We start from the raw sequence: 16,440 nt of genomic DNA on the forward strand, positions 1-16,440 counted from the left end.
GTGCGCCCAGCGAAGAAATCTTGTAACGCTCCCACGATCGAACTGGCGCCACCGTTACAAGATTTCTTGAACGCCCAACCTACTGTTCTGATTGGCTTAATCGCCCATATCTGGGGCAGTACGTTACAAGATGACATCGCCTCGGCCCTGACCCGGCTGCTACAACTGGGACAGGACATTCGAGGAGGCCCGCATGAACAGTCCGACCAAGCGGCTATTGAATCCGCAACGTCAGCGGCAGGTGCCCGCGCATTTCAGCTGGCTCGATCATCGGCTGGTGCGGGAACACTACATCGAGAAGGCTGACGTCTGCGCCTGGGCGCTGTACCTGTTTCTGGTCACTGTCGCCGACGCCTGCGGTCTTTCCTACTACAGCGAGGCCAGCCTCTGCCGACGACTGCAGATGGACGCCGTTCGCCTGGCCCGCGCCCGCCGGGACTTGATCGCCCTCGACCTGATCGCCTACGACGCACCGTTGTACCAGGTCCTGAGCGTGCCCGAGTGTGTGCCGGTCGGCACGCGTCTGGCGCGGCTGCGCGCTGTTCTGGAGAGCCGGCCATGATCGACTATGCCACGTGGTGCGCCATTCGCGAGGGGGTGGCCAGTCATCTGACGGCCCCCCAACTTGCCGCTAGCCTGGACCTGGACGTCAAGACCGTCCGCCACTGGATCGACCGCCCGTACGCCCCGCGGGCGCGCGTGCCGCGGGCCAGCAAGCTCGATCCCTACAAGGGGCGCATCGTCGGCTGGCTCGATGCGCATCCGCTCACCGCCCAGCAGGTGTTTCAACGCCTGCGGGATGCTGGCTACGAGGGCGGCATCAGCATCGTCAAGGACTACGTCCACAAGATCCGCCCACCCCGGCGCGAAGCCTTCCTGACCCTGGCCTTCGCCCCCGGGGAAGTCGCCCAGGTCGACTGGGGGGAATACGGCACCATCGCCGTGGGCAACACCCGCCGCCGCCTTTCGTTCTTCGTCATGGTGCTGGCCTGGAGCCGGAAGCTGTACGTCGAGTTTGCGCTCTCGCAAACGATGGAGCACTTCCTGGCGGCACACATCAACGCCTTTGCTGCCCTGGGGGTGCCGCGCAAGGTCATGGTCGATAATCTGCGCAGTGCGGTCTTGCGCCATGTGCGTGGCGAGCCGGTGCAGTTCAATCCCCGCTATCTCGACTTCGCCCGCCATTACGGCTTCGAAATCGTCGCCTGTGCGCCGAGAAAAGGGAATGAGAAGGGACGCGCGGAAAGGGGCGTCGCTTATGTCAAAACCAATTTCCTGGCCGGCCTGGAGCTGCCAAACTTCAGCGCGCTCAATCCGGCCGTCAGGCTGTGGCTGGAGACGGTTGCCAACGTCCGCCTGCATCGCGAAACACAACGCCGGCCGGAAGACCTCTGGGTCGAGGAACGCGCTCATCTGCAGCCGGTCAATCCCCGGCTGTTCGATGTCGGCCGCGTCCTGACCGTTCGTGCCAACCGACAGTTCCGGGTCACGCTCGAGAGCAATCGCTATTCCGTCCCCGCCCGCCTGGCGGGCCGACCGGTGACGATGAAGGTCTATCCGGGGCTCTATGTCGTTTCGTGTGGAACCGGCGATGGGTTTCGCGTTTTGAGGGAGCGGTGATGTCAAGGGCGGACGCAGTCCGGGCGCAGCCGAACCCTTTACATCGCTGCCCGCTTGCTTACGCTTGCTCCGGGCCGAGGAAGGCAGTCTGCCGCCCTCGGCATGGAGGACAATGGCGGTCTTTCCTCTCGCGACCGGTTCCTCATGATTGAAACGCTGTTCACCCAGGCTCTGGGTCTCGTTGCTCCTTGGCAGGTAGCTGAGGTCATCTTCAAGCCAGAGTCCGGACGGATCGATTTCCAGGTCCGATTTGGCGCAGCCATTCATGCTTGCCCAGCTTGCGGTGCAGCGGCGCAGCCGCTGCACGACCGCTTGGCGCGCTCTTGGCGCCATCTGGATTTCTTCCAATACGAGGCCCACCTGCATGCCGAGGTGCCGCGAGTGGCCTGTGCCGGTTGCGGCAAGGTGACGCAGATCGCCGTGCCCTGGGCGCGTGAAGGCAGTCGCTTCACCCTGCTGTTCGAGGCCTTGACGCTGATGCTGGCGCCGACCATGTCGGTCTTGGCAGCTGGCCGACTGCTGCGCGTGCGCAGTCGCAGACTGTGGCGCGTGATCAATCATCATGTGGGCCGGGCGCGCGCCCAGGAAAGTCATGCTAGGGTTCGCGCGATCGGCGTCGATGAGACCGCCAGTAAACGCGGCCAGACGTATATCTCTGTTTTTTATGACCTCGACGCACAGCGTCTGCTGTTTGCCACACCGGGCCGGGACAAGGCCACGCTCGGGAAGTTCGCCAGCGACCTTACCGAGCATGGTGGCCAGCCCACCGCGATCACCCATGTCAGCATGGACATGAGCGGCTCGTTTCAGGCCGGCGCCGCCGAGCACTTTCCAGCAGCCGAGGTCTGCTTTGATCGCTTTCACGTCGTTGCTCTGAGCAGCACGGCGCTGGACGAGGTGCGACGCGCCGAGGTCAAGACCGCGCCCGAACTCAAAGGCACCCGCTGGGGCCTGCACAAGAAACCCGCCGACTGGACCGTCAAGCAAACCGACACCATGTACTGGTTGCAGCGCTCGAACCTCAAGACCGCACGGGCCTGGCGGATCAAGCAGGCGCTGCGCTCCATCTACGCCACCGCCACGACACCTGACGAAGCCAACCCCCTGCTCAAGCGCTGGCTCAGTTGGGCCAGCCGCTGCCGACTCGAACCCTTCAAGCGCCTCGGCCGGACGATCAGCAAGCATCTTCCTGGCGTCCTCAACGGTTTTCACCCCGGCAAGCACAATGGCCGTGTCGAAGCGATGAATCGAGCGCTCCAGGAGGCGCGCGCAAGGGCACGCGGCTATCGCCGCGTCGAAAACTTCATCGCCATGGCCTACCTCATCGCTGGAAAGCTCACTCATTTGCCCGCCTCGCCCTTCGCCCCATTCTTGCCCGTTCCACACGAAACGACCTAAACCCCTATCCGGATCGCGTCTGTGTCTATCACGACGGCGAATTGGTCGCCCGCCATGGGCGTTCCTTCGAACGCCATCAGGACATCGAGGACCCCGATCACCCGAAGACCTTGATCGCTCAACGTCGGCATGCCCGCGATGCGTTGGTACTCAAGCGCTTCCTGGGTTTGACGCCACTGGCAGAGAAATATCACGCCGGCTTGCTCGATCGCCGGGGGAATGCGATAGCGCATGTGCGCAAGATCGTGGCACTGGCCGAGATCCACGGTGACGACGCGGTCGTGCGGGCGATGACCGATGCCCTGACCTTTGAGGCCTTCAGCAGCGAATACATCGCCCATCTGATTGACGCACGTCGCCGCCAGTTGCCCGAGCCGAGCCCGCTACACCTTATCCGCCGGCAGGATCTGCTGGAGCTTGAACTGCCACCACCGGACTTGTCCGCTTATTCTGGCATCCGCACGGGAAACAATCCGCAAGACGAGGTAGGAGGTGATCATGACCATGTCTGAGGCGCTTCTCGCGAAGCATCTGGGTCGTTTGCAGCTGCCGTATTTCGTTCAGCACGCGCCGGGCTTGATGGCTCAGGCGGCCCGTGAGTCGTGGTCTCATGGCCGCTTTCTCGAAGGCCTGGTGGCCGGCGAGGTCGCTCGCCGCGATGAGGCGCTGATTGCCCGCCGCATTAAGGCCGCGCGCTTGCCCGGCATCAAGACGCTGGACGGCTTCGACTGGTCGTGGCCGAAGAAGATCAATCGGCCGCAAATCCAGCATCTGTTCCGCCTCGATTTCGTGCCGCCGCATGGCAACGTGATTCTGCTCGACGCGGTCGGCGTCGGCAAGACTCATCTGGCCATAGCCCTCGCTCATGCGGCCTGCCTGCAGGGCCTGACGACGCTGTTCACCACCGCCGTCGACATCGTCAATGCGCTGGCCGCCGCCCAGGCCACCGGCGGGGTCAAACGCGAGATGACCAGGCTGCTCAAACCCGCCATCCTCTGCGTCGACGAATTGGGCTATCTGCCGATTGACAAGTTTGGCGCCGATGGCCTCTTCCAGGTGATCAGTCAGCGCTATGAGCGCGGTTCGACAATCATCACGTCGAATAAAGCGTACAAACAATGGCCGGAGATCTTCAACAACGACAGCACCCTCACTGCCGCCTTGCTCGACCGCCTGCTGCATCATGCCGAGACACTGGTCATCGAAGGATCGTCCTACCGGATGCGCGAGCAGCACGACGCCTGATTCAGAAACCGTCCTCGGCCAGCCCCTGCACCGACCGCCTTTGCCCACGGGCCGGGCGGCCCTCTCTTGGCGCTCTCTAACCAACGTTCCAGACCACAGCTCCGGCCTTGCTCGCACCAGATTTATGTCGGCTTGTGGACGCCGGTTTCACCCCGGCGCCGACACCCCATTCTTGCCCGTTCCACACGAAACGACCTAAACCCGTGGTTTCCCGGGGGCCGGCGGCAGGCCATCGCGACAGCGGAAATTACCTGCGGAGCGCGGCGCCAAGGCTCTTCTCCATCACCGCTTGGCGTGCTACGTTTGCCCTTCCCATTGCCACTTGGAGGGTATCGACATGGCCTTCAGCCCCGCATCGCGCGTCCAGGACTACCTCGTCTTCGGCGAATTCGGCGACGTCAATCCGTCGATCACCGACTCGTCGACCTATACCTTCCTGAGCCCCGAGCGCATGGAGGAGTTGTTCGAGCACGAGATCGAAGGCTGCTTTCTCTACTCGCGGCACTTCAACCCGACCAACAAGTATCTCGCCAGCGCCCTGGAACGTATGGAAGACGGCGAATCGGCGCAGGTCATGGCCTCCGGGATGGGCGCGATCAGCACCACCCTGATGACCCTGTGCGGCGCCGGCGACGAGATCGTCTGCGGGCGCAGCATCTATGGCGGCACCTACGCGCTGCTCAAAAACCTGCTGCCGCGCTTCGGCGTCAATACGCGCTTTGTCGATCTCTGCGACCACGACGCCGTGCGCGCGGCGATGACTCCACGGACCCGTGTTCTCTACTGCGAATCGCTCAGCAACCCGCTGCTCGAAGTCGCCGACCTGCCCGCGCTGGCCGCGATTGCCCACGCGCACGGCGCACAGCTGGTCGTCGATAACACCTTCACGCCGATGATCCTGTCGCCGCTGCGCCACGGCGCCGACATCGTGGTGCACAGCCTGACCAAGTTCGTCAACGGCACCAGCGACTGCGTCGCCGGCTGCGTCGTCGCGTCGCGCGACTTCATTTCCCGGCTGAACGACATCAACGCCGGCCCGAGCATGCTGCTCGGGCCGGTGCTCGACAGCACACGCGCGGCGAGCATCCTGAAGAACCTGCACAGCCTGCACATCCGCCTGCGCCAACACGGCGCCAACGCGCTGTATCTGGCCCGCCGGCTCGAAGAACTGGGGCACGCGGTGCACTACCCCGGGCTGACCAGCCATCCGCATCACCAGCTGCTGACGCAATTGATGAACCCCGGCTACGGCTGGGGCGGCATGCTCACCCTCAACGCCGGCGACCTCGCCGCCGCCAACCGCCTGATGACCCTGATGCAACGCGACAAGGTCGGCTACCTGGCAGTCAGCCTCGGCTACTTCAAGACCCTCTTCAACACCCCCGGCCACAGCACCTCTTCCGAGATCCCGCCCGCAGAACGCGAAGCGGCCGGCCTGCGCGAAGGCCTGATTCGCTTCTCGATCGGTCTCGACGAAGATATCGCCCAGACCACCGAGCGCATCGAAAACTGCCTCAGCGAAGCGGAAGTGCGCGGAAATCTGTAGAATCCCGTCCCGGGCCTGTAGCTCAGTTGGTTAGAGCAGAGGACTTAGCGAGGCCAGCCCGGACATCGTCTGATGAGTGGCTGGTCGCATGGGTTGCCCGTCGGCAGCGTCACGCTGGCGGCGGGTAGAACTGGTCAAATTCGGTGAAAGCTGGGGCCTGCGGGCGACGCCAATACCGAGCCAAGCCCCGAGACAGCAGCGGGGAAGGTGTAGAGACTAGACGGCCAGCCTGTAACGGGAAGGTATAGTCCAGACCACAAACTCGCCAGAGGCGGCGAAAGCCGTAGTGGTAAGCATAATCCTTTGGTCCAGGGTTCAAGTCCCTGCGGGCCCACCAAACAAGAAGACCAACCCCTCATCGGGTTGGTCTTTTTTTGCGTACTGCCGCGTGTTTGCGCGGGTTCGTGCGGGTTCTTGTGGACTTCGAGTTTTCCCGCGGGCACCCGGATTTGGCCGTTTTCACTCTCTCCGGGGCATTCTTCTCTCCGCCTCTATCTCCGCCGAAGGCCAGAAGTCCACGAGCGCCCCGACCTGGTCTGTTACAAATCAGCAACTTATAGGTGGTCCGATCAAGCGGTTGATTCGTGGCATTGGTAAGGGACGGAAACAGCGGCCCTCGTAAAGAGAGGCAAGTCCTAAAAATCTTGCTCGTTGGCGAGTTGTCTCTAGCCAACTTCCGACCGTGCGCCCAACCAGGTAACTTCGGTTGAGAGACTTGCGTCCATCGTCGGCGAACTGCCGACCACCCGAGCAATCTGGTAATGGCTGCGGCAACTCTCGTGAAGCCGCCTTAAGACTGCCAACGATCTTGGGCATTGTGGCTTATCATTCGTCATGTAGCCATTGGCATGTTCTTCGCGGGTGTCACGGCTATCCCGCGTGCTACGCGACTACCGAGGGCTGTTCACTTCGCCGTGCAATCGCTGTTGAAAACCAAAGGGGCGTATTGTGCGCGAACAACGTGGTCGAGGCATTTTTTTGGACCTGTGTCGTTCCGTGTGCAGAAACTCTGCCGCTTGCCACCGCTTACCAGAAATGGGGCAGGCCCCTTACTGGTTGTCTCGCGCGCGTCATTGAAGGCGCGGTTAACAGCGCGCGGAGCTTGGCGAGGAAAGCCCTCGACGACCGCCGAAACGCAAAAACACCCCAAGACTCCAGGGGCTGGGTCTGGTTATCGTCAAAGGCCGGCGGATCCAGAGCCCGTCCTGCGATGCGGTAAGAACTTCACGTACTCGGCGGGATTAGGGGTGGGTGAACGTGCTAGTCGGCAAACGCATCCGCGTCCTCGCGGTCGCGATTCAGATAAGCAGACTTAAATCCAGTACGCGCATCAGCGGGATCTGCTAGCAATACTAATCGCGTTAGCCCAATCAGCTGATTTCCCTCCCGGAATTCGACATCCGCGTAGTCGACTGTCCCGAAGTCTTGCGGCTTTGGAATCTTCACCGTTGTTGTGGCTAGATCCGCCATCATACCTGTGTTGCTTTTATGTTGAAAGCAATTGAACATTCCTTGCTCCTTGTTGAACGGCACCTCGCTGTGCCAGCATGCGTTTTTGTCTTAAGGCCCTGTACGCGTCAAGGGCGGGGTACAGTCCGTCGGAGATTATGGCCCCAAGTTGAACGTCGTATCGCTCACTGAACGACCCCTTGGATCCACTGTCCACGGTCAGGAAGCCACAAAGAGCTTGGCGCAATGGCTCCGCTTCATGTTCGTCGGCGGCCTGGGCGTCGTAAACATAGCGGATTGGCCATACGATTGTTGACTCATACTTCGGCAATGTCGGATGCAACTTAAAGGATGAGTTCTCATAGTTGTCGGAACTCGACAGCCCGTCGTTAAAAAAGTACGCTTTTTGACGCCGAATGATCGTCCAAAAATCAGTATTGTCCCGAACCAAGTGTCGCGTCCCCTCCGCCGCGTCGCGCTCGCGACTTTCCGTCTCTGAGGCTTGGTCGCGCGCAAGAGTCGTTACATAGTAAGCGTCCAAAGAATCACTTGAAGCGTCTGGTTTCTTGCCCAAGAGCTTGATGCTCGTGCGGCATTTCACAGACGAAACCATAGAGAACACCTGAGCCGTAACCGTCAAGACTTTCTGAACGTCCTGTCGGAATTCCCTATCACTATAGCTAGGGGGGCCAGCGTGCGTAGACTCATCGGCGAGTTCGTAATCAATTCGGTGGTAGATGTCACGAGCATAGTGAATGGCCTGATGCACGCCTGCAAGTGCTTCGGCATATTTAGCCTTTTCACCGTTGATGTAACTCGACGCGAGGGAAAAGAGGGAGAAAACGATCAGGTACAAACCAAGGACAACTAGAAGCACCACTTCCTTACTCGTCGGAGAGAAGAAGAAAGTTCCAACGATGCCAAGAAGCGCGAGGACTACATAAATGTGGTGGAGGGTTTCGTGCCACGTCGAACTTAGTCGTGACAGCGTGTGCAGCCTACGACCCAACGATTCTTTGGGCGTGCTCAATGCACGACTCCTCGTTTAGGAAACATGGCGCGCAATCCGCAGTGTAGTGAAGAAGACCCCTAGTGTGCCTATGTAGACACAGGCACCTGCGATCATCATGCTACAAAGTGGTTGCCAAAGCAATACCTAGCGCATATGGCGCACCAAGGCAAAGCATCTGCAAATCAATTAGTTGCGATCTCTTATTGCGCTAACCTAGTAGGAAGCCCATGTCTCGGCAAATTTGTCCTAGACATGAAAGAACGGCCAGCGATCCTCCCTGCCGTCCGCAATGTCTCATGTACGGCTACCACGCGCACGAATTAGGATGCGGCCGGTCAGCTCTGCAGGCCGTCGCCAACCACACCAATCCTCTTGCGCTGCTCCTCCCACAGCACCGGTGGGCTGATCGCAAGCTCATGCACGCCTACGCCCTGAGGCAAGGTTTCATTCAGGATAGCCGCCACGATGTCAGGCGCGAGCGTGGTCAAATTGAGCATGCGGCACATGTAGCTGTTGTCGATTTTCTCTCGGGCGGCAAGTTCGGTGATGGATTTCGCTTCGCCGGATTCGAGCATCGCCAGCCAGCGATGACCGCGAGCCAGTGCCAGTTGCATCGGCGTGGCGGCCACATCCCAGGGCCTGGGCTGGGCGGCTTCACCGTTCGGCAGGGTGACCAGTTTCCGCCCGCTGCGGCGCTTGATTTTAATCGGCACCGACAGGGTCAGCCTGCCGTCGCTGGCGGCGATGACATCTGACGCCCCCGTCCTGCGGATACGGATCCCGTTCATCCCAGCGCCTCCTGCCGCCGTTCGGCGGGCGCTGGACGCAGATCCAGCACCACCCGCTCGATGCCATTGGCGCGCAGGCGCACTTCCAGATCAGTGGGCGAAACGATCACCTTCTCGACCAGGAGCCTGATGATCCGGGTCTGCTCGGCGGGGAACAACTGGTCCCAGATCACATCGAGGCGCGTCATGGCCACGGTGACCTGGGCTTCGTCCAGGGTCGGATCCAGCTTGTTCGCCCGCGACACGATGTCGCCGACCAGGTCCGGCGCGCGCAGGATGCCTCGTAGTTGTTCGAGCACTGCCGACTCCAGTTCTGCCGCCGGCAAGCGTGGCAGACCGGACGCGCCCGCCTGCTCCTTGGTATCGCGCATCGGAATGTAATACCGGTAGCGGCGCCCGTTACTCTTCTTCGTCGTGTGCCAGGGAGACAGGGCACGCCCGTCGTCGCCGAACACGATGCCCTTGAGCAGGAAGGGCACCACCGCCCGTGTGGCGTTGCCGCGCACCCGGCAATTGGTGTCGAGGATGGCGTGCACGCTGTCCCACACTTCGAGTTCGATGATCGGCGGATGCGCCGCCGGAAACCACTCACCCTTGTGCCGCAGTTCGCCGAGGTAGGTGCGGCTGTGCAGCAACTTGTAGATCATCCCCTTGTCGATCGGCTTCCCCTCGCGGACCTTGCCTTCCTGCGTGGTCCAGGCCTTCGAGGTCACGCCGTCGAGCTTCAATTCGTTGAACAGCGACGTGCTGGAGCCGAGTTCGACGAAGCGCTGAAAGATGTGCCGGATGAGTTTGGCCTCGCATTCGTTCGGCACCAGCCGCCGGTTCTCGACATCGTAGCCCAAGGGCGGCACGCCGCCCATCCACATACCCTTGCGCTTGCTGGCGGCGATCTTGTCGCGGATCCGTTCGCCGGTGACCTCGCGCTCGAACTGCGCGAAGGACAACAGAATGTTGAGCATCAATCGACCCATCGAGGTCGTGGTGTTGAACTGCTGGGTCACCGAGACGAAAGAAACGCCGTACCGCTCGAAGACTTCCACCATCTTGGAGAAGTCCGCCAGGCTGCGGGTCAGGCGATCGATCTTGTAGATCACGACCACGTCGATCTTGCCGGCCTCGATGTCGGCGATCATGCGCCGGAGTGCCGGACGCTCCATGTTCCCACCGGAGAAAGCGGGGTCGTCGTAGTCGTCCGCCACGGGAATCCAGCCCTCTGCTCGCTGGCTGGCGATGTAGGCATGACCGGCGTCGCGCTGTGCGTCGATGGAGTTGTATTCCTGGTCCATGCCTTCGTCGGTGGACTTGCGCGTGTAGACGGCGCAGCGGACGCGCCGTTTCAGGGCTTCGCTCATCGCCGGAGTTCTTTCCTGGCCGACGTTGCCTGCTTCGCTGGGCCTTTGAGCCCGAAGAAAAGCGGTCCGGACCATCGTGTGCCGGTGATCTCGCGTGCGATCATCGAGAGGCTCGGGTACATCCGGCCGTTGAACTCGTATTGTTCATCGGCGGTGGCGACCACGCAGTATTCGACGTCGCGATATTCACGTGTCAGCACGGTGCCCGCTGCCGGTCGGGTGTCGCGGTCGCGTTTCGTGACCTTGCCCGTATCGACGAGGGATGAAATTCGACGCTCGTTTCTCTCCAGCAGTTTGGCATCGACCTTGCGGAACTCGACTTCCTGCAAACGGTAGGCGATGCGACGTTCCAGGAACGGCCGGTTGTAGTTGGGCGTGTCGGCGCCGAACAGTTTCTGCCAGAGCGCCTTGATCTCCGGCATCTGGAGTTCGGGCAAGCGGGCGATCTGGGCCAGGACCGATGGTGGCGTGGCGGGAGTGCTCGGGGAGATGTTCATCATGACTCCGTTCTATTTTTTGTTGACGGGGTGTGAATGAACGCGCTGGTGGCCGGAGAAGGCAAGCTCAAACCCGTTCTCTTGGGCCAGAGGCTCTCCGAGGCCGCGAAGGCGGGCCAGCCCATTGGCCAGCAATGATGCGATCTCGATCCGACGCTGCTCCGGCGTCATACGTTCCGGGGGCAGATGACTGACCTGACCGTCGCTTCGCGCCGGTTCGCTCTCGGCTCGTGAAGAGGCACTTCGTTTGATGTCACGCATGGGTGTCGGTCCTCGCCGTCAAACTCGCTTGATGCGTAATTGTCCGGATGAACCGCCAGCGACACCATGAGGGAGTTTCGGGCGATTGCGGAGCGCTGAGGCGCCACGCGGGAAGGTCGGTCAGACGGCTACCGAATGATCGGCTGCCCGCAGCGCTCGAACCGGTCGATGGTGGATTCGAGCCCCTCGTCCTCCTCTTCGAGGTCCTCCTGGCGCTGATAACGCCGCTCGGCGTCCGGCAGCAACAGAATGCCCAGGGTCAGCCGATACTGATCGGAGACGAAGCTCATTTCCGTCAGGGGCATCTCGGCCGGTTCGCGGGGAAACCAGCAACTGGCCCGAATCTCATTGACCTCGGCCTGGGCTACCCGATTGCGGTTATCGAACACCGATCGCGTTGGCACCGCGATCGTCCGCTTGCGTGTCGCCAGATAGACCCCGGACTTGAACGCCGCCTCATTCGCGCGCGCCCAAAGCACGAAGTCGTCGCGAACGGCGAGCACGACGGCGCGCCTGGGAGCGAACTCGACCCACTTCAGCATTGCCGCCATCAGGGACACTTCGTAACGTTCCGCGCAGTGACTCAACAGCCCAAACGATGCCGCTTCGTCGGCGACCTGATCGCGAAAATCGTCCGTCGGCATCAAAAACGTCGCCGCGAACGCGTCGGCCTCCTTTTCGATACCGGCTTCGGCGGCATCCCATTCGACCATGTCGGCGTCACTGCACGAGAAGGCGTCGCGCTTCTGGCGATGGAGGAGATAGTGGCCAAACTCATGCGCCTGGGTGAAGCGGATTCGGCCCGGCGAGGCGTCTGCGTCGTTGTAGAGGATCTGCCACCTGCTTCGCGCCTTGTTCGACCTCAGCATCCCTTCAAATCCGGGCAGGTCAGCCCCTTTGATCTCGGTAACGGGATCCGAGGGAAATCGCTGCCGCGTGTAGTCAGTGATGATTTCTACGAGCGGGATGGGCAGCGGATAAACCCCGCCAAAGGCCGGCTTGATGACCTTGGCCAGGAGATCGTTGGCCGTCGCCTTGGGTGATTTGGGTGGGTCGCTCATGGTCGCCGCATCACTCCTCGTCGAAGGCGTCCATGATCTTTCGGAGCTTCTTCTTCACGTCAGGATCGAGAGTCCGGAATTTCCGGAAAAAAGCCTCGTCGGCAATCTTCTCATCCGGCGCCACATCTCGCTCGCTCAGCAGGTACTCGGGCGTCACGTCCAGCGCTGCGGCGACCTTGTTGATCTTGTCGGCCGAGGGACGATGGGCTTCGCGGTTCTCCAGATCCCACAGGTAGCTCTTGCTGGTTTCCGTCAGTTCCGCCAATTTGTCCAGGCTGTACCCCTTGCCGGTGCGCAGGCGGCGGATCTTCTCTCCTAGCAGGGACGACACAGTGTTCCTCTCGCGGGTCTAAACGGCGCGGAGTGTACGTCTTTTCCGAACGAATAAAAACCGCTTTGACACAGAACTTACCCGTTGCTAGAATTGTTCTGCATTCCGAACGCGGCTGTATCTGCATCAACCCGGCCACAGAGGCGCTCGAATTCCCACAAAAAAACCAATCCGCCCAAAGGAGACACCGCATGGCCGCGTTCAACTATCGTCAACTCGTTTGCCTCGTTCCTGCGCGCACCTGGCAATTCTACTTCGAAGCCCGGAAGATCGATCTGCCCGTGGATCACGACTGGGCCATGCCATTTGAGCCCCTGGTCAAGGGCCTGATTGTCGCACTGGAAGAGCTTGAGGCCGACCTGGCCAGGACCACTTATGCCGAATTGCGCCGGGTACACACCTTGGCCAACCGCCGGGGCATGTTCGCGCTGCGTAACGCGGCCAGGCCAGACGCTGCCTTGCATGAAGATTTCTCCCGACTGACCAGCGATGCCGAGCGGGCGCTCTGGACGATGCTCCAGTGGCCTGAACTATTCGACACGGCAGAAGCCTTTCTGTCGGTCGATCTGCAAATCGGTGTTCGCGGCTGGAAACGATTGAAGATCTCGCCCTGTGATCAGATCTTTCGCGGCCCCGAGGACATCAATGCCCTGCGGCTCGCGCTGGCGTCGGCCTTTACCCCGCGCAAGGGAACGCTGCGCGCGTGCGAGATCGAGACACTGGACCGACACCTGGACGGCGGCGTGCAATTCGGCATCCTGATCGAGGACAACCCGCAACGGAAAGCGGAGTTTGGCGACGACGATCGGGTGCGCTGGCGGGACATCCGTCCGCCGGAGAGTATGGACGTGGTGATCTATCCCGCCAACGGCGTGATCGACATCCTCGCCCCCGGTGGGTAAGCGGTAACTACGCGGCGTCAGGCCCTACGTGCCGAGGCGGTACAAAGGCGTGCGAAGTGGATCGGCCGCGAAGAGCTGCTTCCAGAGACGAGGCGTGAGTTCCCGGACGCGCTCTGCCGGATGCTGGCCGACGCGCTGTAGCACATCGACCAGGTAGTCGTACGGGTCGATCTGGTGCAATCGACAGGTGGCGATCAGGCTGTGGATGATCCCCACCTGCCTGGCGCCCAGTTCGGTCCAGCAGAACAGCCAGTTGCGGCGCCCCATCGGGATCACGCGCAAGGCACGCTCGAGGTGGTTGGTGTCGATGGGCACGTCCGGGTCGGTGAGGAAGACCTCCAGTCCACATCGTCGGTCGCGCGCATAGGCGAGCGCCTTGGTCAGCGGATTGCTGGGGAGCAGCCCCTGGGCCGCGAAGCGTTCGCCGATCCAGGCGAAGAAGCGCTCGACGATCGGCCTGGCATGCGCCAGGCGATAGTCCCGCTTGCCGGCGCCAGAGAGCTTCTCTTCCCGGATGGATTCTTCCACCTGATAGAGCGCACCGATCAGTTCCAGCGCCTGGCCCGCCGCTTCCGGCTCGACGGTTTGTGCCTCGAAGAAGTTGCGGCGGGTATGCGTCCAGCACTGGGCATGGGTGATCCCGGTCCTGGTCGCATAGTGCGCATAGGCGTGGTAACCGTCGGACAAGAGGACCGCTCGTTCGGCAGGCGTCAGTCCCAGCGCCGCCTCGACGTGTTTGATCTCCCGGCTCGGGAAGAACGGGAAACAGATTTCGTCCAGTTCGCCATAGACTGGCCAGAAGAAGGCTTTCTTCAGCTTGCCCGGTCCCGCCTGTCCGGCCTTGATCGGCGTCTCGTCCATGGCCTTGACGCGTGACTCGCGAATCGAGGCGAACTGGGCCTCGTAGATCGGTTCGAGCAGGGCGATGCCCTGTTGCGCGATCTGCGTCAGCCAGGGGCGACTGACCGTGATCCCGGCGTCGGCGAGGCGCTGGTGCTGGCGATACAGCGGCAGGTGGTAGGCAAACTTGTCGAGCAGCAAGCCGGCAACGAAGCTCACGTCCGCCCGGCTGCCGTCGATCACCCCGGCCGGTGCGGCGGCGCAAACGAGCGCTTCACTGGCCTTGATCTTGACCACCGGCCGCCGATACTTGATCACCACGTAGCTTCCCGGCCGTTGCGCCAGGCGATAGCTTTCCTTGTGGCTGATCACCTCGTACTCTTCCGCAGTAAGGCCGTCGGTTTCCGGAGCCGCGAGTTCGATGACTTCGACCGGCACGCGTGACTCGTCGAAGAACGGGACGGCTTCGTCGTCCTGGCGGCGGGTCGCTGGCTTGCGGGTGTGGGCGGCTACCTGCTGGCCCGGGGGTGCCGGTAGCGTCGGCGGTGGAAGACACTCGCCGAAACTCATCTGGCCATTCGGACCCGTCTCGATGCGTCGTTCGCTCTTCTGCCCGAAGAGCTGGCGCTTGAACCAGTCGAGTTGCTGTTTGAGGGCGGTGACTTCCTGGCGCAGGGCGCCGATCAGTTCGACGATCTGTTGCGGGGTCAGTGCGGCCGCCTCGTCGAGGCTTGGGAAAGGGGTCGCAAGCGCCGGATTCATGCCGCTATTATACCGCGGGAGTCGTCTTCAAGACGCTGTTTAACATACATTTTATGTACATTTCTTGCTGTTTTTCGGGTGCTGATAACGCTTCTTGAAGCGCTTGGGCTCGATGCCTTCCAGGAGGAGCTTCAGGCCGGTCCAGTCGGTTTCCCGCGTGCTCACCTTCGACCAGTCGGAGACGAAGCGACCGGCTTCGAGGCGCTTGGCCCACAAGCAGAAACCCGTGCGATCCCAGTAGAGGACCTTCACCTGCGTGGCGCGGCGGTTGAAGAAGGCGAACAGCTGTCCGCTCAAGGGGTCCTGACCCAGCGCGTGGCGAGTCAGTGCGTACAGGCCGTCGAAGGAGTTGCGCAGATCGACCGGACGACCGTAGACGTGCACCCGGATCTGGCCTTCGGGGAAGAACATCAGCCGCGCACCAGGTGTAGCTGCAGGCCGCCGCCGAGATCCAGGGTCAGCTCGATACGTCCCGACCGCCCGGTTTCGCTTTGCAGCGGGCCGACATCGACGAAGCCTGTCGACGCCGAGTTGACCAAGGCGTCGCATCGGCCCATCGGCGCGCCCAGTCGGCTGCGCCACCGGTAGAAGCTGGTATCGCTGATGCCTTCGCGATTGCAGAAGGCCTCCACCGCCAAACCGCTGCCGAAAAATCGCGACAGCACCTGCCGCCACTCGTCCGCGCTACGCCGTGCCCGCCGGCTCTCTTGATTCGTTGCCATCTTGACCTCCTCATCTTCTCGCGTGTCAATGAGGAAATTGTCGACGCCAGCGCCGCGCCTGGGAAGAACGCCGCGGAGTTACCGGTTACCCCGGTGGTGAACGGACCCGAAAGATCCTCCTGACGCACTTCGCCCAACACGTCTTCAAGAGGACCATTCAGCCGCACGCCATCGCCCAGCCGATGTTCTTTCTCAATCGTCTGCGCGAGGGCTTCGAGCTGTTTGACGACAGCGAGGTCGATCTCGCCGCCCATCGGGTGGAGCACATTCGCCTTTCGCAGGTACGGGTTCGGTCCAAACTGGCGCCGAGCTGTGATTACCTCATCAAGCCACCTGGAGCCAAGGAGGCCCCGGATGTCCTGGCCTGCGTCCAGTCGCAGGGTCTGGAACAAACGCTGATGCGCTCCGCCTTCAACATCGTCGAGGCCACCGTGACGCTGTACTTTCTGCCGGTTGGGACGAAGAAGCGTGGGCGTGCGGCGCACATCGAGCTCAAGCAAGCCGGCATCAGCAATCTGCGCGACCTCACGGAAGACGAGGCCAAGTTGGCCGAACTCCTGCTGCAGGCCTGGGGCGTGATGGAGCGGTCCCTGGGAACGGCCGACCTGGAGGAAGCAGAAGCTCCCGCTGAACAGCCGCACTGAGATCCGG

General features: G+C 61.8%; 18 protein-coding genes. 8 read left to right on the forward strand and 10 right to left on the reverse strand.

Going from position 1 to position 16,440, the window contains the following annotated elements:
- Positions 1-193: 193 nt before the first annotated feature.
- From QZ634_RS11330 to QZ634_RS11355, 6 genes are all read left to right on the forward strand, one after another.
- A complete protein-coding gene (locus tag QZ634_RS11330) occupies positions 194-562 on the forward strand; it encodes a hypothetical protein (RefSeq protein ID WP_291985704.1) in 369 nt (122 codons plus the stop codon).
- Positions 559-1,620 carry an IS21 family transposase gene (gene istA / locus QZ634_RS11335; RefSeq protein ID WP_291988415.1) on the forward strand — a complete coding sequence of 354 codons (1,062 nt, stop codon included), beginning with the start codon at positions 559-561 and terminating at the stop codon, positions 1,618-1,620. Before QZ634_RS11330 ends, istA begins: the two co-directional genes overlap by 4 nt.
- Before the next feature lie 144 nt (positions 1,621-1,764).
- Positions 1,765-3,018: an ISL3 family transposase gene (locus tag QZ634_RS11340; RefSeq protein WP_291988725.1), complete on the forward strand. Its 1,254-nt coding sequence runs from the start codon at positions 1,765-1,767 to the stop codon at positions 3,016-3,018.
- 41 nt (positions 3,019-3,059) lie between these two features.
- Positions 3,060-3,530: a hypothetical protein gene (locus tag QZ634_RS11345; protein WP_291988417.1), complete on the forward strand. Its 471-nt coding sequence runs from the start codon at positions 3,060-3,062 to the stop codon at positions 3,528-3,530.
- Entirely contained in the window at positions 3,517-4,263 is a 747-nt protein-coding gene (gene istB, locus QZ634_RS11350; RefSeq protein WP_291988419.1) for an IS21-like element helper ATPase IstB, read from the forward strand. Before QZ634_RS11345 ends, istB begins: the two co-directional genes overlap by 14 nt.
- Positions 4,264-4,600: 337 nt before the next feature.
- Positions 4,601-5,809 carry an aminotransferase class I/II-fold pyridoxal phosphate-dependent enzyme gene (locus QZ634_RS11355; RefSeq protein ID WP_291988421.1) on the forward strand — a complete coding sequence of 403 codons (1,209 nt, stop codon included), beginning with the start codon at positions 4,601-4,603 and terminating at the stop codon, positions 5,807-5,809.
- Between the two features lie 1,486 nt (positions 5,810-7,295).
- Here the strand turns inward: QZ634_RS11355 and QZ634_RS11360 are convergent.
- The 7 genes from QZ634_RS11360 to QZ634_RS11390 all read right to left on the reverse strand — a co-directional run bounded on the left by QZ634_RS11360 (position 7,296) and on the right by QZ634_RS11390 (position 12,563).
- Positions 7,296-8,288: a hypothetical protein gene (locus QZ634_RS11360; protein WP_291988423.1), complete on the reverse strand. Its 993-nt coding sequence runs from the start codon at positions 8,286-8,288 to the stop codon at positions 7,296-7,298.
- Positions 8,289-8,605: 317 nt separating this feature from the next.
- Entirely contained in the window at positions 8,606-9,058 is a 453-nt protein-coding gene (locus tag QZ634_RS11365) for a LacI family transcriptional regulator (protein WP_291988425.1), read from the reverse strand.
- The gene (locus tag QZ634_RS11370) at positions 9,055-10,413 is read right to left on the reverse strand and encodes a recombinase family protein (RefSeq protein WP_291988427.1); all 1,359 of its coding nucleotides are present in this window, start codon (positions 10,411-10,413) and stop codon (positions 9,055-9,057) included. Before QZ634_RS11370 ends, QZ634_RS11365 begins: the two co-directional genes overlap by 4 nt.
- The gene (locus QZ634_RS11375; protein WP_291988727.1) at positions 10,410-10,910 is read right to left on the reverse strand and encodes a DUF2924 domain-containing protein; all 501 of its coding nucleotides are present in this window, start codon (positions 10,908-10,910) and stop codon (positions 10,410-10,412) included. Before QZ634_RS11375 ends, QZ634_RS11370 begins: the two co-directional genes overlap by 4 nt.
- Before the next feature lie 12 nt (positions 10,911-10,922).
- Positions 10,923-11,171, reverse strand: coding sequence for a hypothetical protein (locus QZ634_RS11380; protein ID WP_291988430.1), 249 nt, complete (start codon positions 11,169-11,171; stop codon positions 10,923-10,925).
- A 128-nt stretch (positions 11,172-11,299) separates the two neighbouring features.
- Positions 11,300-12,232 carry an ImmA/IrrE family metallo-endopeptidase gene (locus QZ634_RS11385; RefSeq protein ID WP_291988432.1) on the reverse strand — a complete coding sequence of 311 codons (933 nt, stop codon included), beginning with the start codon at positions 12,230-12,232 and terminating at the stop codon, positions 11,300-11,302.
- Between the two features lie 10 nt (positions 12,233-12,242).
- Positions 12,243-12,563, reverse strand: coding sequence for a helix-turn-helix transcriptional regulator (locus QZ634_RS11390; RefSeq protein ID WP_291988434.1), 321 nt, complete (start codon positions 12,561-12,563; stop codon positions 12,243-12,245).
- Between the two features lie 191 nt (positions 12,564-12,754).
- Here QZ634_RS11390 and QZ634_RS11395 point away from each other — a divergent pair, with 191 nt between their 5' ends.
- Complete coding sequence (locus tag QZ634_RS11395; RefSeq protein WP_291988436.1) at positions 12,755-13,465, forward strand: hypothetical protein; 711 nt, start codon at positions 12,755-12,757, stop codon at positions 13,463-13,465.
- 24 nt (positions 13,466-13,489) lie between these two features.
- On the opposite strand, the gene QZ634_RS11400 is transcribed toward QZ634_RS11395, so the two are convergent.
- From QZ634_RS11400 to QZ634_RS11410, 3 genes are read right to left on the reverse strand one after another with little or no spacing between them, the layout of a single operon-like run.
- On the reverse strand, positions 13,490-15,067 hold the full coding sequence (locus QZ634_RS11400) for an IS66 family transposase (RefSeq protein ID WP_291987818.1): 1,578 nt from the start codon (positions 15,065-15,067) through the stop codon (positions 13,490-13,492).
- 51 nt (positions 15,068-15,118) lie between these two features.
- Positions 15,119-15,478 (reverse strand): IS66 family insertion sequence element accessory protein TnpB, encoded by a 360-nt coding sequence (gene tnpB / locus QZ634_RS11405; protein WP_291987820.1) that lies wholly within the window; start codon positions 15,476-15,478, stop codon positions 15,119-15,121.
- Positions 15,478-15,789, reverse strand: a complete 312-nt coding sequence (locus tag QZ634_RS11410) for an IS66 family insertion sequence element accessory protein TnpB (protein ID WP_291985082.1) — start codon at positions 15,787-15,789, stop codon at positions 15,478-15,480. Before QZ634_RS11410 ends, tnpB begins: the two co-directional genes overlap by 1 nt.
- Positions 15,790-15,971: 182 nt before the next feature.
- Between QZ634_RS11410 and QZ634_RS11415 the strand changes: the two genes are divergently transcribed.
- Positions 15,972-16,433, forward strand: coding sequence for a hypothetical protein (locus QZ634_RS11415; RefSeq protein WP_291988437.1), 462 nt, complete (start codon positions 15,972-15,974; stop codon positions 16,431-16,433).
- Positions 16,434-16,440: the final 7 nt, after the last annotated feature.

The organism is Candidatus Accumulibacter sp. ACC007, assembly GCF_907163205.1.
GTDB lineage: Bacteria > Pseudomonadota > Gammaproteobacteria > Burkholderiales > Rhodocyclaceae > Accumulibacter > Accumulibacter regalis.

Bases quoted from the DNA above. Each gene is read 5' to 3' on its own strand.
- QZ634_RS11330 (WP_291985704.1), top strand. From the start codon at position 194: ATGAACAGTCCGACCAAGCGGCTATTGAATCCGCAACGTCAGCGGCAG.
- QZ634_RS11340 (WP_291988725.1), top strand. From the start codon at position 1,765: ATGATTGAAACGCTGTTCACCCAGGCTCTGGGTCTCGTTGCTCCTTGG.
- QZ634_RS11385 (WP_291988432.1), bottom strand. From the start codon at position 12,232: ATGAGCGACCCACCCAAATCACCCAAGGCGACGGCCAACGATCTCCTG.
- QZ634_RS11355 (WP_291988421.1), top strand. From the start codon at position 4,601: ATGGCCTTCAGCCCCGCATCGCGCGTCCAGGACTACCTCGTCTTCGGC.
- tnpB (WP_291987820.1), bottom strand. From the start codon at position 15,478: ATGTTCTTCCCCGAAGGCCAGATCCGGGTGCACGTCTACGGTCGTCCG.
- QZ634_RS11370 (WP_291988427.1), bottom strand. From the start codon at position 10,413: ATGAGCGAAGCCCTGAAACGGCGCGTCCGCTGCGCCGTCTACACGCGC.
- istB (WP_291988419.1), top strand. From the start codon at position 3,517: ATGACCATGTCTGAGGCGCTTCTCGCGAAGCATCTGGGTCGTTTGCAG.
- QZ634_RS11395 (WP_291988436.1), top strand. From the start codon at position 12,755: ATGGCCGCGTTCAACTATCGTCAACTCGTTTGCCTCGTTCCTGCGCGC.
- QZ634_RS11380 (WP_291988430.1), bottom strand. From the start codon at position 11,171: ATGCGTGACATCAAACGAAGTGCCTCTTCACGAGCCGAGAGCGAACCG.
- istA (WP_291988415.1), top strand. From the start codon at position 559: ATGATCGACTATGCCACGTGGTGCGCCATTCGCGAGGGGGTGGCCAGT.
- QZ634_RS11415 (WP_291988437.1), top strand. From the start codon at position 15,972: ATGTTCTTTCTCAATCGTCTGCGCGAGGGCTTCGAGCTGTTTGACGAC.
- QZ634_RS11375 (WP_291988727.1), bottom strand. From the start codon at position 10,910: ATGAACATCTCCCCGAGCACTCCCGCCACGCCACCATCGGTCCTGGCC.
- QZ634_RS11365 (WP_291988425.1), bottom strand. From the start codon at position 9,058: ATGAACGGGATCCGTATCCGCAGGACGGGGGCGTCAGATGTCATCGCC.
- QZ634_RS11410 (WP_291985082.1), bottom strand. From the start codon at position 15,789: ATGGCAACGAATCAAGAGAGCCGGCGGGCACGGCGTAGCGCGGACGAG.
- QZ634_RS11400 (WP_291987818.1), bottom strand. From the start codon at position 15,067: ATGAATCCGGCGCTTGCGACCCCTTTCCCAAGCCTCGACGAGGCGGCC.